The 16,717-nt window shown below is 53.5% G+C and carries 11 protein-coding genes; 8 read left to right on the top strand and 3 right to left on the bottom strand.

Features of this window, described 5'->3' with window-relative positions:
• Positions 1–39: 39 nt before the first annotated feature.
• Positions 40–2,754 carry an Rne/Rng family ribonuclease gene (locus LG203_RS04260; protein WP_230344637.1) on the bottom strand — a complete coding sequence of 905 codons (2,715 nt, stop codon included), beginning with the start codon at positions 2,752–2,754 and terminating at the stop codon, positions 40–42.
• A 548-nt stretch (positions 2,755–3,302) separates the two neighbouring features.
• On the opposite strand from LG203_RS04260, the gene LG203_RS04255 reads away from it, so the two are divergent.
• Genes LG203_RS04255 through LG203_RS04240 form a run of 4 tightly spaced genes read left to right on the top strand, consistent with a single transcriptional unit; the run spans position 3,303 to position 6,266 of the window.
• Complete coding sequence (locus LG203_RS04255; protein ID WP_407665351.1) at positions 3,303–4,307, top strand: RluA family pseudouridine synthase; 1,005 nt, start codon at positions 3,303–3,305, stop codon at positions 4,305–4,307.
• Positions 4,308–4,322: 15 nt separating this feature from the next.
• On the top strand, positions 4,323–4,982 hold the full coding sequence (locus tag LG203_RS04250; protein ID WP_230344635.1) for an HAD-IIIA family hydrolase: 660 nt from the start codon (positions 4,323–4,325) through the stop codon (positions 4,980–4,982).
• A complete protein-coding gene (locus tag LG203_RS04245; RefSeq protein WP_230344634.1) occupies positions 4,961–5,323 on the top strand; it encodes a Rieske (2Fe-2S) protein in 363 nt (120 codons plus the stop codon). The genes LG203_RS04250 and LG203_RS04245 overlap by 22 nt, the downstream gene beginning before the upstream one ends.
• A complete protein-coding gene (locus LG203_RS04240) occupies positions 5,316–6,266 on the top strand; it encodes a S49 family peptidase (protein ID WP_230344633.1) in 951 nt (316 codons plus the stop codon). The genes LG203_RS04245 and LG203_RS04240 overlap by 8 nt, the downstream gene beginning before the upstream one ends.
• A gap of 104 nt (positions 6,267–6,370) precedes the next feature.
• Here LG203_RS04240 and pgi read toward each other — a convergent pair whose 3' ends face one another.
• Positions 6,371–8,026, bottom strand: coding sequence for a glucose-6-phosphate isomerase (gene pgi, locus LG203_RS04235; protein ID WP_230344632.1), 1,656 nt, complete (start codon positions 8,024–8,026; stop codon positions 6,371–6,373).
• Positions 8,027–8,199: 173 nt separating this feature from the next.
• Positions 8,200–10,380, bottom strand: a complete 2,181-nt coding sequence (glgB, locus tag LG203_RS04230; RefSeq protein WP_230344631.1) for a 1,4-alpha-glucan branching protein GlgB — start codon at positions 10,378–10,380, stop codon at positions 8,200–8,202.
• Positions 10,381–10,542: 162 nt separating this feature from the next.
• Here glgB and glgC point away from each other — a divergent pair, with 162 nt between their 5' ends.
• From glgC to LG203_RS04210, 4 genes are all read left to right on the top strand, one after another.
• Positions 10,543–11,823, top strand: coding sequence for a glucose-1-phosphate adenylyltransferase (gene glgC, locus LG203_RS04225; RefSeq protein ID WP_230344630.1), 1,281 nt, complete (start codon positions 10,543–10,545; stop codon positions 11,821–11,823).
• A 71-nt stretch (positions 11,824–11,894) separates the two neighbouring features.
• Complete coding sequence (locus LG203_RS04220; protein WP_230344629.1) at positions 11,895–13,613, top strand: glycoside hydrolase family 57 protein; 1,719 nt, start codon at positions 11,895–11,897, stop codon at positions 13,611–13,613.
• A 47-nt stretch (positions 13,614–13,660) separates the two neighbouring features.
• A complete protein-coding gene (locus LG203_RS04215; RefSeq protein ID WP_230344628.1) occupies positions 13,661–15,667 on the top strand; it encodes an alpha-amylase/4-alpha-glucanotransferase domain-containing protein in 2,007 nt (668 codons plus the stop codon).
• Positions 15,668–15,708: 41 nt separating this feature from the next.
• On the top strand, positions 15,709–16,638 hold the full coding sequence (locus LG203_RS04210) for an ROK family protein (protein WP_230344627.1): 930 nt from the start codon (positions 15,709–15,711) through the stop codon (positions 16,636–16,638).
• Positions 16,639–16,717 lie beyond the last annotated feature (79 nt).

Here is a 16,717-nt window from a genome sequence, read left to right as displayed (position 1 = left end):
TTATTTGGCAACCGTTGATGGTTGCCAATAGTTACATGTTTACTTCTGTGTTTCGATCAATACCAGTGGCGCCTCAGCGCTGTCATCGCTGGTCGCTTTTTGCTGCCATGCGGCTGGCTTACGGCTGCGTGGTGCTGCAGGTTCTGCTTCCACTGACGCAGTTGCTACCGGCGCATCGGCTTTGGTTTCCACCAGTTGCAAGCCGCTTGCTGCGAGATCCAGAGGCTTGGTTTCTGCCTCAGCCTTGCGCCGGCGTGGTGCGCGAGGTTTTTTCTCTGGCTTGTCAGTGGCTTCTGGCTTTTCTGCCACCACAACAGGTTCAGCATCGGCTACAGGCTCTGACGCCACGGCTACAGGCTCTGCTGCCACTACTGGAGCTGGGGTATCACTGACCAGCGCCAGATCCGCTTGTTGAGGTTCCACTACCTTGGCAGCAGATTCGACTGCGGGGCTGGTCTCAACGACAGCTGTCGCTGCAACCGTTTCCACCACAGCAGGGGCTTCACTCACACTGGTATTTTGTGTAACGGTTTCAACTGGTGCTGCGACTTGCTGAGCCACTTCCTCTGCTACCGGAGCACCAATAGCGGCATCATCTGCTGCCTTGCGTGCCTGGTTTTCACGAGGCTCGCGCGCTGGGCGTTCACGACGACCATTACGGCCACGACGGCTACGTGGCTCATTGCCAGCTTCGCCATTGGCTTGTTGTGCTGCTGGCGCTGGCGACGCAATGGCGGGTTTTTCACGTGGCTCGCCACGCTCGGCTCGTGGTTGGTTTTGCTGCTGACGTGGTTCACGACCTTCCTGTTGACGTGGCTCCTGACGGTTGCCACGTTCCTGACGTTCGCTGCGCTCATTGCCTGGGCGTTCACCGCGTTCGGCACGCTCATTATTGCGCTCGCCACCACGTTCGGCATTGCGTTCTGTGGCTGGGCGTTCACCACGCTCACCATTACGACCATTGCGGTTGTTACGCGCATTACGTGGCTGATTGCGATTGTTACGGTTGCTATCATTGCGCTGCTTGGTGGTTTCAGGCGCAACAACTTCTTCCTTGGTTTCGGTGATCTTGCTGAGCCAGTTCTTGAATCGGCCAAACAGTGACGGGGCTGCTGCTACTTCAACGGCTTTTTCAGTCGCGATAGGGGCTGGGGATGCGGGGGTAATGCCCTTGACCGCGGCCTCGACGCGTACTGCTTTGACTTCTTGCTGCGCAGCCGGGTTGTATTCACCTTCGGTTGGCATTTCCACCATCTGGTAGCTGGCGCGGCTGGTTTCCTCGTTGACATCATCACTGCGGATACGCGAGATGTTGTAGTTTGGGGTTTCCATGTGAATGTTGGGGATCAGTACGACCTGCACGCCTGAGCGTTGCTCAATCTTGTGAATTTCCGCCCGTTTTTCATTCAACAGGAAAGTCGCTGCTTCAACTGGCAGTTGTACCTGAATAATGGCACTGTTTTCCTTCATGGCTTCTTCCTGCGTAATACGCAGGATATGCAGCGCAGTGGATTCAATGCCACGGATATGGCCTGTGCCATGGCAACGTGGACATGGGATATGGTTGGATTCGCCCAGGCTTGGACGCAGGCGCTGGCGTGACAGCTCGAGCAGGCCGAAGCGGGAAATCTTACCGGTTTGTACGCGTGCACGGTCATGATGCAGGGCGTCGCGCAGGCGGTTTTCAACTTCGCGCTGATTGCGCTGGTTTTCCATATCGATAAAGTCGATCACCACCAAGCCACCCAAGTCGCGCAGACGCAATTGGCGCGCTACTTCATCGGCGGCTTCCAGGTTGGTATTGAACGCAGTGTGCTCAATATCGCTGCCTTTGGTGGAGCGGCCGGAGTTGACGTCGACCGATACCAGGGCTTCCGTGTGGTCAATCACGATGGCACCGCCGGAGGGCAGGCGCACTTCACGCGAAAACGCGGTTTCAATTTGGTGCTCGATCTGGAAGCGGGAGAACAAGGGGATCTCGTCGCGATACAGCTTCACGCGCGACACATTGCCCGGCATGACGTGGTTCATGAACTGTACGGCCTGTTCGTGAATATCGGCAGTGTCGATCAGGATTTCGCCAATGTCCGGCTGGAAATAATCACGGATGGCGCGAATGACCAAGCTGCCTTCCTGATAGATCAGGAAAGGGCCGCTTTGCATGGTGGAGGCGCCCTCAATGGCAGTCCACAATTGCAAGAGGTAATTCATGTCCCATTGCAGCTCTTCAAGATTGCGGCCGATACCTGCGGTACGGGCAATAATGCTCATGCCGCTGGGCACTTCCAACTGGGCCATCAGGTCGCGCAGTTCGTTGCGGTCTTCACCTTCGATACGGCGCGATACGCCGCCACCACGAGGGTTGTTCGGCATCAGGACCAGATAGCGGCCTGCCAGGGAAATAAAGGTGGTGAGGGCGGCGCCCTTGTTGCCACGTTCATCCTTGTCGACCTGAACAATGAGTTCTTGGCCTTCCTTCAGCACATCCTGAATGCGGGCGCGGCCATCGCTATCGTTCTGGAAATAACTGCGGGCGACTTCCTTGAATGGCAGGAAACCGTGACGGTCCGTGCCGTAATTGACAAATGCTGCCTCAAGAGAAGGCTCGATGCGGGTGATGATACCCTTGTAGATATTGCTCTTGCGTTGTTCCTTGCCAGCGGATTCGATGTCGAGATCGATCAGTTTTTGACCGTCGACGATGGCGACACGTAGTTCTTCCGACTGTGTCGCATTGAAAAGCATGCGTTTCATTGTAAGGCTCCCGCGCTCTAAGCGGTCTGGCAGACCTTGTCGCTTCAACGACAAGCAGGATTGCTGATGTCCGGCAGGGAGTGCTCCTGTGAATCACAGTGTATATGAGTGCACTTTTACTGCGTGAGCAGAGTTTGCTGCAGGAGGTAAAACCAGGCGGTTAGGCCGCTTTTTTCATCGCACGGGTTGCGATTCTTGTCGCATGGCGGAAAAAAGAATTCTGATCGTTTTAATGTATCAGACTGATTTAGTTCACGAAAAATCTCGTTAACGGGTTACTTTAAACCTCGGTGCTTTAATTCTGTCTCTGGTTAGCCGTCATATCGGCTAAAATTCTTTAGTTCCAGCAATTCCTGGCCGCGCATTTATTAGCGATTTTGGTTTGCAGCGGCTTGAGCGCAATTAGTAATGTTGCAGAAAATCGCTACGATATTTTATTTGGCGAGCGAGTTAACCAAGGTATTTTTCAAGGTGTTTTTTCAAACATCAATTCATTCCCGAATAAGCGCTTAGCGCATCTATTTCGAGATTTTCGTAGTATAGGTGAGATGACTAATTTAAGCAAAGCAAGTAATGCAAATGGCGCGACCATCGGACCCAACAGTGCAGCCATGCTGACTGTCGATGAAGGTTCGGCTGGTCAGCGCATTGATAATTTCCTCACCAAAACGCTCAAGGGCGTTCCCAAGAGCCATGTGTATCGCATATTGCGCAGTGGCGAAGTGCGGGTAAACAGCAAGCGCATAGACGCGACGTACCGCCTGCAATTGGGTGATCTGGTTCGCGTACCGCCGATCAGGGTGCAGCCGCAACCCGTGGCAGACGATTCCCGGCCGGTCACCGCCAAATTTGAACAATCCGTGATATTTGAAGATGACGCGATGCTGGTTATCGACAAGCCCGCTGGCTTTGCCGTGCATGGCGGAAGTGGCGTTAGTCGAGGGGTGATCGAGCAATTGCGCCTTGAGCGGCCTCACGCCAAGTTTCTGGAGCTGGTGCACCGGCTGGATAGGGAAACCTCAGGTGTGCTGATGGTGGCGAAAAAACGCAGTGCGCTGGTCGGCCTGCACGAAGCCATGCGCGCGAATCATATGGACAAGCGTTATCTCATGCTGGTCAGTGGTGATTGGAAAGAAAAGAAAAAACGCGTCGTGCTGGCCTTGCAGAAGCATGTGACGGCCAATGGCGAGCGCAAGGTCACGGTGGAAGATGAGGGGCAGAACTCGGAAACCATTTTTCATCTGAAAAAGTCCTACGGCGAATTCACCCTGCTGGAGGCGCAACTCATTACCGGTCGCACGCATCAGCTCCGTGTTCAGCTGGCGCATTTGGGTTTCCCCATTGCTGGAGACGACAAATATGGCGATTTCGCGCTGAATAAAGCCCTGCAGAAACGTGGGTTGAAGCGCATGTTTCTGCATTCGGCGGAAACTGGTATCCGCCATCCGCTATCGGGCGACAAGCTGAAATTGATCGCACCGTTACCTGCGGCGTTGCAAGCCTTCCTTGCCACCCTCGAGAAAAAGCCGCTACCCACCAAGAATCCTGAATAGAAGCAAGAGTCCATCATGCGTAGTAATCAATTTGATCTTATTATTTTTGACTGGGATGGCACGCTGGCCAACTCTACCCAGCTTATTGTCGACGCCATTTGCAAGGGCAGTGTGGACGTTGGTTTGCCTTTGCCCACGCATGAAGCCGCCAGCGGAATTATTGGCTTGGGTCTGCGTGAAGCCTTGATTGAGCTGTTTGGCTCGGTGCAGGAGTTGCAGATTCAGCAACTGATGGCGCGATATGCCCTCTATTACAATAGTGGTGAAAACGAGATTCCTTTGTTTGATGGTGCTGCGGAAGCGGTTGCAGAGTTGCACGGTCGAGGTATTGCATTGGCGGTGGCGACTGGCAAGGGTCGAGCCGGGTTGAATCGCGCCCTGAAAAACAGCGGCATAGGCCATTACTTTCACGCGACACGTTGCGTGGATGAGTGTCACTCGAAGCCGCATCCGCAGATGATTCATGAGCTGATGGACGAGGTGGGGGCCAGCCCCGAGCGTACATTGATGATCGGAGATACCAGTTTTGATCTGCAAATGGCAAGCAATGCAGGCGTTTCCAGCTTGGGCGTCAGCTATGGTGCGCACCCGCTCGAGCGCTTGCTGCCACACGCTCCGCTCGCCCATTTCGATGATTTTACTAAACTAAATCAATGGCTGATAATGAACGCCTGATCTGTGAAAGTGCCTTACTGCTTGAAAAAGGGCAGGGTGTGCGCTTTGATCTACCCGAACTCGGGCCTCACGTGACCGGATTCGTGGTGCGATATCGGGGTAAGCTCTGTGCTTTTATTAATCAGTGCGCCCATGTGCCGGTGGAGTTGGACTGGAACCCGGGAGATTTTTTCGATCTGACGCAGCAATATATTATCTGCGCCACACACGGCGCCCATTTCATCCCTGATAATGGGTATTGTGTCATGGGGCCGTGCAAAGGGCGCAGCCTCAAGCAGCTCCCCGTGTTTGAACGGGATTCCTTTGTTTTCATTAACCTTGAAAGTCTGAAGCATGTCTGACATTAATCAAAACGATCCGAACTGGGAGCGTCAAACGCTGGAAAAGCTGGCATTTTCCGCCATTCGCGAGCAACGCCGTAACCGCTTCTGGGGCGTGCTGTTCAAATCGCTCACCTTTATCTATCTCTTCATGCTGCTGTTCTATGCACTGGACTGGGTGGGGGGGGATGGCAGCGCCAATAGCGACCATACCGCGCTTATCGATATTTATGGCGTGATTGGCAGTGATGATCAGGTGAGTGCGGATGATGTCATAGGCAGTCTTGAATCTGCCTATGAGAACAAGCATACCAAAGGCATTATTCTGCGTATCAATAGCCCAGGCGGAAGCCCGGTTCAGGCAGGCATTATCAATGATGAAATTCATCGCCAGCGCAAACTGCACCCGAGTATCCCTGTATATGCCGTGGTGGAAGACATTTGCGCATCCGGGGGGTATTACATCGCCGTGGCTGCGGACAAGATTTTTGTCGATAAGGCCAGCATTGTAGGTTCGATTGGTGTGCTGATGGATGGCTTTGGTTTTACTGGCATCATGGACAAGGTTGGGGTAGAGCGTCGGTTGCTGACTGCAGGTGTAAACAAGGCGATTCTGGATCCATTCTCCCCTGTGAATCCCAAGCATAAAGAATATGCGCAAAGCATGCTTGACCAGATTCACCAGCAATTCATCGCGGTAGTGCGTGAAGGGCGTGGCAAGCGCCTGAAAGAAACAGACGACACCTTCAGTGGTTTGTTCTGGAGTGGCGAGACTAGCGTGCAAATGGGCCTGGCAGATGGTTTTGGCAGCTCCGATTACGTTGCACGTGAAATCATCAAGCAGGAGAAAATCGTCGACTTCACTGCACGCGAAGGCCTGGCAGACAAGTTTGCCAAGCGTATTGGCGCCTCTATGGGAAATGCCGTGCTGGGTAGTGCATTCAGCGGCATGAAGTTGCACTAATGGTTTTGATGCGAACGGCCCAGCCGTTTGCAACTTAACAGCAAATAAAAAAGCCCCGATATTCGTCGGGGCTTTTTTATTTGCTTGGTCAGCAGGTTCTTGCGCTAGATGTTTTGCGATTTGATGTAATCAATCAGCTTGTTGGTGGATTCATCATAATCGCAGGTCAGCTTGCCATCGGTGAGTTGTGGCAGAATTTTCTGGGCAATCTGTTTGCCGTATTCCACGCCCCATTGGTCGAAGGAGTTGATGTTCCAGACAATGCCCTGCACGAATATCTTGTGCTCATACAGCGCGATCAGCTTGCCCAGGGTTTTCGGGTCAAGCTTGTCGAACAGCATGGTGCTGGTAGGGCGATTGCCGCCGAACACGCGATGAGGCAGCAGGTTCATGATGGTGTGATGATCCAGGCCTTGCTCTTCCAGCTCGATCTTGGCTTCCTTGGCGGATTTGCCTTGCATCAGGGCGCGCGTTTGCGCGAGCAGGTTGGCAATCAGAATATGGTGATGTTCATCGCCATCCTTGCCAATCGAGTAATGGCTGTGCAGCGGCATCAGGAAGTCACAAGGAATGAGCTTGTTGCCCTGGTGAATCAGCTGATAAAACGCATGCTGACCGTTAGTGCCGGACTCACCCCAGATAATCGGGCCTGTGGTGTAATTGATGCGCTCGCCCGCGCGGTTGACGAATTTGCCGTTGCTTTCCATATCCGCTTGCTGCAGATAGGCAGTAAAGCGCGAGAGGCCTTGGTCGTAAGGCAGGATGGCATGGGTTTCCGCTTCAAAGAAGTTGTTGTACCAGATGCCCAGCATGGCCATGATCACTGGCAGGTTTTCTTCCAGCGGTGCGCTGCGGAAGTGCTGATCCATTTCATGGCCACCTTCCAGCAGTTGCTCGAAGTTATCCATGCCAATGTAGATGGCGATAGGCAGGCCGATGGCAGACCACAGCGAATAGCGGCCGCCTACCCAGTCCCAGAACTCGAACATATTGGCGGTATCGATACCGAAATCACTGACGGCCTTGGCATTGGTGGAGAGGGCAACGAAATGCTTGGCCACATGGGCTTCATCGCCAGCTGCCTGCAGTAACCAGGTGCGAGCAGAGCGCGCATTGGTCATGGTTTCCTGGGTGGTGAATGTCTTGGACGCCACGATGAAGAGGGTGGTATCAGGATTACATTTCTCCAGAACCTGGGCCAGGTGCGCGCCATCAATATTGGAAACGAAATGGGCATTCAATTCCGGACTGGCGTACGCCTTGAGGGCGGTACAGACCATGACAGGCCCCAGGTCGGAGCCGCCGATGCCGATATTGACGATATCGGTAATGCGCTTGCCGCTATAGCCTTTCCATTCGCCAGAACGCACTTGCTCGCTGAAGCTGCGCATTTGCGCGAGCACACGATTTACATCCGGCATGACATCCTTGCCATCTACCAGCACCGGCGTATTGCTGCGGTTGCGCAACGCGGTATGCAGCACGGCGCGATTTTCGGTGAAGTTGATCTTCTCGCCGCTGAACATGCGCTCGCGCCATTGTTCAACATCCGTTTCGCGTGCCAGTGTAAACAGCAGCGACATGGTGTCAGCATTGATTCGATGCTTGGAATAATCCAGCAACAGATCGCCCAGTTGCAGCGAGAATTTCTCAAATCGCTGGTCGTCCTGCGCAAACATGTCGCGCATTTGCAGAGGGAATATGTCTTGGAAGTGTCGTTGCAGCTGTTGCCATACAGGCAAATTGGTTGGATTACTCATGCAGTTTTTAGTTTATTCGGTATTGGAAGGTTGTGTTGTTAGCGGGATGCGCACTTGCTACGTGGCATTTGGCTACTAGTCTAACTATTTTTACGATATTTCGATACTGCCACCCCAGTCTAGACTGGCTTAATTAACATTTTATTAATAAATCATCTATTGTTATGCAGGCCTTATGCAGATTCCGGCTGCAATATGAGTCCGGCCAGCGGAGGCAGGGTAAGTTCAATGGAGTGCTGACATCCCATCCACGGCACAGGTTCACTATGCAAGAGGCCACCATTGCCCATATTGCTGCCACCGTAGCATTCGGCATCGCTATTGATCAGCTCGCGATATGCCCCGGCATGCGGAACACCAATACGATAGTGGGGGCGTGGCACGGGCGTGAAGTTAAGCAATACGACCAGAATCTCGCCTTTTTGGCCGACCCGGACAAAGCTGATGGTGGATTGTTCAGCGTCGTTACAATCTATCCAGCGGAATCCAGTCTGCTCAAAATCCAAGGTATGTAATGCTGGATGGTTCTTATAGGTATGGTTAAGGTCACGACACAAGCGCTGAGCGCCCTGATTTAATGGGTTACCAAGCAAGTGCCAATCCAATGAGGCATTGACATTCCATTCCCGATTCTGGGCAATTTCATTGCCCATGAAGCTGAGTTTTTTGCCTGATATCGTGGCCTGATAGGTCATCAGCAAACGTAAGTTGGCGAATTTTTGCCACGCATCGCCCGGCATTTTTTCCAGCAATGATCGTTTCCCATGCACCACTTCATCGTGGGAGAAGGGTAGCAGGAAGTTTTCGGTATAGGCATAAAGCTGACCAAACGTCAGTTTTTGCTGGTGATAGCGGCGGTGGATCGGATCGTTTGCCATGTAAGACAGCGTGTCGTTCATCCAGCCCATGTTCCATTTCATGGAAAAACCGAGTCCGCCAAGATAAACCGGGCGCGATACCATGGGGAAGGAGGTGGACTCTTCTGCAATGGTGAGGGCACCTGGAAAATCCTCATGCACCATCATGTTGAGTTGCCGCAAAAAGTCGATCACCTCCAGATTCTCGCGACCGCCAAACTTGTTGGGGAGCCATTGGCCTTCCTTGCGCGAGTAATCAAGATAAAGCATGGACGCCACAGCATCCACGCGCAAGCCATCAATGTGTAATTCTTTAAGCCAGTAATAGGCATTACTGATCAGGAAGTTGCGAACCTCATTGCGGCCGTAGTTGAAAATATACGTGCCCCAGTCCTGATGTTCCCCCAGTCGTGGATCTTCATGCTCAAACAGCGCGGAGCCATCAAAACGTGCCAGCGCCCAGTCGTCCTTGGGAAAATGCCCAGGTACCCAGTCCAGAATTACACCAATGCCAGCCTGATGGCAGCGATCAACGAAGTAACGGAAATCATCGGGGCTGCCAAAACGGTTGGTGACGCCGAAATAACCTGTGGTCTGATAGCCCCAGGACTCATTGAGCGGGTGTTCGGAAACCGGCAAAAGCTCGATATGCGTATAGCCCATGTCCTGAACATAAGGGATTAACTGCTCAGCCAGCTGACGGTAACCGAGAAAGTGGCCATGCTCATCACGACGCCACGACCCCAGATGCACCTCATAACAGTTGAGTGGGGCATGCAGCCAATCCCGCTCCGCGCGTGCTTTCAGCCAGGCTTCGTCCTGCCATTGGTAGCCATCCAGTCTGGTGATCTTGCTGGCGGTGCCTGGAAGCTGTTCAAAGCTGAAGCCATAGGGGTCTGTTTTGATATGGATCTGGCCAGTATTGCGATTGCGGATCTCGAATTTATAGAGCTGATTTTCGGTGAGCTGAGGGATGAAGAGCTCCCATACGCCGCTGGAGCCATGGCAATGCATGGCATGTACGCGGCCGTCCCACTGGTTGAAATCCCCGATAACACTGACGCGCTCCGCTGTAGGCGCCCATACTGCAAAACGCACCCCGGCCACCCCTTGATGCGTGCATAGATGCGCCCCCAGTGTGCGATATGCCAGCTTGAGTTTGCCTTCGCCCAGCAGATACAACTCATCATTGCTTAGCATGAGGCTAAACGAATAGGGGTCCCAGGTTTCATGGGTTTTCCCATGCTGCGATATGCGAAGCTGGCAGGGCATTTCCGGCTGCTGGGTGCCTGACCACTCAAAAAAACCGTCAGAATCGCCACGTGGCATGGGCTGCCATGTCTGCCCTGATTTGAGCCATACCTCGTCGGCAAACGGCAAAAATGCGCGATAACTGTGCTGTCCCTCATGCACATGCCAACCAAGCACGCTATGCGGGTTGTAATGTTTCGCTTCAAGTATTAGCGATAATTCTTCGTTTTTATTGGGCTTTGGCAAAATGGCAATCGAAAAAAAATATCTGGATTAAGGAATTAAATCTACTGGATATCCGTCAATTATCGTGACTATAATGAGTCACAACGGCCTCTACACAGGCTGCGGAGTCCATAACGGCGGCCTTCACGCACTAATTACAACTATAATTCAGGAGTAGTAATAATGCACCAGGATTTGACCTCTACACGCTTCATTAGTGCCCTGACCAAAAATACGGTCGCTTTGATTCTTGCTGGCGGCAAAGGCAGCCGGCTAAAAGACCTGACCAATTGGCGCGCCAAGCCGGCGGTGCCATTCGGCGGCAAGTTCCGTATTATCGATTTCCCACTTTCCAATTGCATGAACTCCGGTGTGCGCCGTATCGGCGTTGTCACCCAGTACAAGTCTCATAGCCTGATGCAGCATATCCAGCGTGGCTGGGGGTTTCTGCGCGGTGAATTCAATGAGTTCGTCGAGCTCCTTCCCGCACAGCAGCGCATTCAGGAAGAGTGGTACAAAGGCACGGCGGATGCGGTTTTTCAGAATCTGGATATCTTGCGCAATACGGGTGCCGAGTATGTGTTGATTCTGGCAGGCGACCATATTTACAAGATGGATTATGGCCAGATGCTGGCTTCGCATGTCAAGAATAAAGCCGACATGACCGTGGCGTGTGTGAATGTTCCCGTGGAAGATGCCAAGGCGTTTGGCGTGATGGGGGTTGATGACGAAGACCGCGTCGTCGACTTCAGTGAGAAGCCAGACAACCCCAAGCCACTGCCAGATAATCCGGACCAGGTGCTGGCCAGCATGGGTATTTATGTTTTCAATGCATCATTTCTTTATGAGCAATTGATTCGTGACGCTGATGCTCCCCATTCGCAGCATGACTTTGGTCGCGACATCATCCCCTACATGATCAAGAAGTATCGTGTTTATGCCCATCGCTTTACGGAAAGTTGCGTCGGCGCCTCCGACGGCAACTACTACTGGCGCGATGTTGGTACGGTTGATGCTTATTGGGAAGCGAATATGGAGCTGACCAAAGTGATTCCCGAGCTCAACCTTTACGACCGTCACTGGCCGATCTGGACCTATCAGGAGCAACTGCCTCCCGCCAAGTTCGTGTTCGACAATGCGGATCGTTGTGGCATGGCAACCGACTCCCTGGTGTCCGGCGGATGCATTATCAGTGGCGCCAAAGTGAGTCGCTCGGTCCTGTTTTCGGATATTCGCGTCAATAGTTACTCGAATATCGAAGACTCGGTCATCCTGCCCAAAGTGGACATAGGCCGGTATGTCACGCTCAAGCGTGTGGTGGTCGACAAGGGCACCCGGATTCCCGATGGCATGGAAATCGGGGTTAACCCGGAGCAGGATCGCAAACGGTTTTATGTGTCAGAAAAAGGTATCACGCTGGTCACCCCCGATATGCTGGGGCAATCCATACATCAAGCAAGATAGGCGTTCCCGGGCTCTGGCCTGGGGACTTTCATTGTTCAGTACAGCAGTTATCTGCTGTCTTGAGAGGCCACATGACGGATAAACGCCCCAAGCTTTACCTTAATCTTTATTGGCACATGCATCAGCCCGACTATCGCGATACGCTGACCGGGCAATATGTGCTGCCCTGGACCTACCTGCATGCCATCAAGGATTACACCGACATGGCATGGCATCTGGAGGCCAACCCGCAGGCCCGGGTGACATTCAATTTCGTCCCAGTCCTGCTGGACCAGCTCGAAGACTATGCAGACCAGTTTGTCTCCGGCGACATTCGCGATCCTTTATTGGCCTTGCTGGCAGAGGAGGCGCTGGACAATATCAGCACCGAGCAGTGCAATCTCATTATAGATAGCTGTTTCAAGAGCCATCACGAAAAAATGCTGGCACCGTTTGCGCATTACCAGCGTCTGCACAATATCTACAAAGCCCTGCAAATCGAGGGCAGTGCCGCCTTTAATTATCTTTCTGCCCAATACAAGGCTGATCTGCTGGTCTGGTATCACCTGGCATGGACCGGGGAGAGCATCCGCCGCAACAATACCTTCGTTCAGCAGCTCATGGAGAAGGGCACGCAATTTACCCTGGAAGAACGCCGCGCCTTGTTTCGCCTGATCGGCGAGCTCATCAGCGGGCTGATTCCGCGCTATAAAGCCTTGCAGGATCAGGGACGCATCGAGCTCTCCACCACCCCGCATTACCATCCGATTGTGCCCTTGTTGCTGGATTTCAAATCCACGCGCGATGCCATGCCTTATGCACCCTTGCCACATTCTTCACGTTATCCAGGAGGGCTGGATCGCGCCTGCGCCCATATCCGTCAGGCGCAAATCTCGCATGCGGAGCGCTTTGGCAAGCCGGCAACCGGCATGTGGCCAGCAGAAGGCGCGGTATCGTATGCCACGCTGACGCTGATGGCGCAGCATGGACTCAAATGGGCAGCCACCGGCGAAGGCGTGTTGACGCACAGTCTTTACAAATCGTTTGAAGGGTTTGGCCTGGCCAAGCAGGATTACCTGTATCAGCCATACCGCATCACCGATGGGCATCACGACATTCTGTGCTTCTTTCGTGATGACGGGCTGTCAGACAAAATCGGCTTCGAATATTCCAAGCTCTACGCCAGCGAGGCGGTGAGCGATTTCATCCGCTCGCTGGAGCAGATTCAGTCCGCCAATACACGCACGCAGTGCCCGGTGGTCAGTGTGATTCTCGATGGCGAAAATGCCTGGGAATACTATCCCTACAATGCCTATTACTTTCTAAGCGAACTTTATGCTGCGCTGGTAGATCATCCCCATATCGAGATGGCAACATTCAGCGATATTCTTGCCCTTCCTGGCAACACCGTCGCCATGGAAACCTTGCCTGAAGTGGCGGCTGGGAGTTGGGTGTATGGCAGCTTTAGCACCTGGATAGGCTCCGCTGAAAAAAACCGAGGCTGGGATCTGCTGTGTGATGCCAAGGAGTGTTATGACCGCGTCATGCAGGATGGCCTGCTTACACCGGAAGAGGTCGCCGCCTGTGAACGGCAGCTGGCTATTTGCGAAGGATCTGACTGGTTCTGGTGGTTTGGTGATTACAACTCGGCCATGAGTGTGGACAGCTTTGATCGCCTTTACCGACGTAACCTGAGCAATCTCTACCATTTGCTCAAGCTGCCCGCGCCGGATGTGCTCAATAGCCCGATCAGTGTTGGCGCTGGGGACCCGGCCGTCGGTGGCACCATGCGGCGCGGGCAGGAGACCTAAGTCGATGACTCATACAATATTAACGATTGAAGCGACAGGAGCGTAATTTGGCCAAGACCGTTGCACTTTTGCTGGGAGTCCATGCGCACCAACCCGTGGGCAATTTCGAGAGCGTGCTCGACGATGCGCATGTGCGCTGCTATGGGCCTTTCTTGCGCGTCATGCATGAATATCCTGCATTCAAGTTTGCCATCCATATCAGCGGCTGGCTGCTGGAATACATGCTGAACAAATATCCCGAAGACATGGCGCTGCTGAAAGAAATGGTGGCGCGCGATCAGGCGGAGCTGGTCGGCGCGGGCTTTACCGAACCAGTACTGGCTTCCATTCCGGCCCGTGATCGCATCGGGCAGATTGGTATGCTATCCACCTGTCTCAAGAAAAAACTGGGGCAGACACCGCAGGGTGCCTGGCTGACCGAGCGCGTATGGGAGGCTACCGTGGTGCCGGCCTTGTCGGATTCCGGTATCCGCTACGTCATGGTCGATGACTATCATTTCATGTGCACCGGCCGGGGCGGTGATGCGCTCAAAGGCTATTACACCACTGAAGAAGATGGTCGCCAGATTGATCTTTTCCCCATTTCCGAATCGCTGCGCTACCGCCTGCCTTTTTCACCAGCCGACGAAGTCGTCGGTTACCTGGAAAGCCTGGCTGACAGCAGCAAGCAGGCCGCTGCCATTTATTTTGACGACATTGAAAAGTTTGGTATCTGGCCTGAAACCTATGAATGGGTGTATGAGCGCGGCTGGCTGCGTAACTTTATTGAAGGCGTACTGGCATCTTCGATCATCAAGCCCATGCGCTACATCGATTACCATGCCATGGCAAAAACCCGTGGCGTGGTCTATTTGCCGACGGCGTCGTATATCGAAATGAATGAATGGACCCTACCAGTTCCGGCAGCTCATCATTATGCTGATCTGGTCGGGCAGGAAAAATACAACAATCGTTATGAAATCACCAAACCTTATGTGCGGGGTGGTATCTGGCGTAACTTCTTCATGCGTTATCCGGAATCGAACTGGATGCACAAGCGCATGCTGGCGTTGTCCGAACGCTTCAATCAGCTGCCGGACAACAAGAAAACCAGCGACATGCGCCAGGCGTTATACGAATCGCAGGCAAACGATGCCTACTGGCATGGCTTGTTTGGCGGCTTATACCTGCCACATTTGCGCCGGGCGGTCTATAACGCCATGCTCAAGCTGGAAAGCCTGTTGGACAAGGTGTCCAGCCGGCCTGCCAAAGTCATGGAGGATATTGATCTGGATGGCCATGACGAGGTGTTCTTGCAAAGCGGAGAAGTGCAGGCAGTGATTCGTCAGGACGGGACAGCTTCCATCTGCGAATTTGACAGCTACCGCTTGCACCACAATTTTGGCGATACCTTGACCCGGCAAGAAGAACATTACCACCGCAAAGTACATGCCCAGCCGGAGCATGCGCATAGCGGGGAGGGAATCGCCAACCCGCATGAACGCTTAAGCCTCAAGCACGAGATCACGCAGGCTGACCTTGCCACCGATGCGTATCGCAAAGCGCTGTTTTGTGACTTCGTCATGCACGAGGCTGATAGTTTCAGCCCCCTGATCTACAAGCCTGCCGCAGGCATTAAAAATGCTCTGCACTACAAGTCTGACTACAAGGGACTGACGTTCCAGAAGAAAATCAGCGTGCAGGGTGAGTCTCTGGGAGTCATCTATGAAGTGACCTCCAGTGCCAATGGCGTTTTCAAGGTCGAGATCAATCTTGCCATGCCAAGTTGTGACGGTCCTGCGGGACGTTTTGTCATTGGTGATCATATCCCCGGTGGCTTTGGTCAGCCCTTGCAATGGCCAGAGCTAAGATGCCTGACGCTGGAAGATGCGGTGATGGGCGGCAGCCTGGAGCTTGAGGTCAATATTCCATGCCATCTGAATAGCTATCCTCATTTCAGCGTTTCGCAATCGGAAGCCGGATTTGAAAAGATCATGCAGGCGGTGACGCTCGAGCTGAGCTGGCCATTGAATCAGATGCATGGCCCGCTGACGATCAACCTCAATGTCAAGTAACCATTTGATGCTGTTGAGCATGTTGAACAGGGGATAGGAATTTGTTTCTAGGTGTTGATATCGGAGGCACCAACCTGCGGGTAGGGGTGGTGCAACACAATGCATTGATTCACGAGCAACGTGCACTGGCTGATTTTTCGGGCCTGTGTGCACGGCATAGCCCTGAAGAGGCATGGCGCCAGATTATTGCAACAACGGCAGCGACCTTGCGTGAATGTCTGACGCAGTTTCCGCAAGCCAAGGCAGTCGGCATCGGCTTTCCCGGTTTCATTGACCCGGTGCACGGTACGGTGGCGCAATCGCCCAACCTGCCTGGCTTGCGTAATGTGGATCTGGCGGGCGATCTATCGGCAGCTATTGGCCTGCCAGTCGTGGTGGAAAACGATGCGCTGGCCGCCGCTTATGGTGAATATGTGCTCTGTGATCCCAAGCCACACAGCCTGTTATATGCCGGTCTTGGTACCGGTGTGGGCGGCGGAATGATTTATGCAGGTCGCGCATTTACTGGCGAGCATGGTGTTGCCATGGAGATTGGCCATTTGATTGTGGTGCCGGATGGCCGCTTGTGTGGCTGCGGCAATCGTGGCTGCATGGAGCAATATGCCTCGGCCAGCGGTGTTGCTCTCAGTTATCAGGCCGCCACCGGGCAACGCGTGGAAGTGGATGTGATTGCGCAAGCGGCGAGGGCTGGCGGTCAGGCAGCCATTGATGCTTTTGCCGTGGCCGGCACTGCGCTGGCGCAGGCTTTGGCGCATGTGGTCAAGACCGTGGATGTCGGCCTTATCGTGATTGGTGGAGGCGTGAGCCAATCCTGGGATCTGATGGCATCGGCATTTTTTGCACGGATGGACCGGGATATGATCCCCGTGCTGAAGGACATGCTAAACGTACAGTGCTCCACCAGCGGCGATCGTGCCGGCATCATTGGGGCAGCAGCGCTGGCCGAAATGATCCTCACCGTATCTGCCTGAAAACTGTCAGACAGATACCGTAAATCTGCCACAAAACTGTCATGTACCGCTGTTAAGCTCGCCTCCGAAAAGGGGGCAT

Source organism: Methylovorus mays (assembly GCF_020531915.1).
GTDB classification, from domain to species: Bacteria; Pseudomonadota; Gammaproteobacteria; order Burkholderiales; family Methylophilaceae; genus Methylovorus; species Methylovorus mays.
Note: the sequence above shows the minus strand (reverse complement) of the source record. Positions and strands in the feature narration are given on the sequence as shown.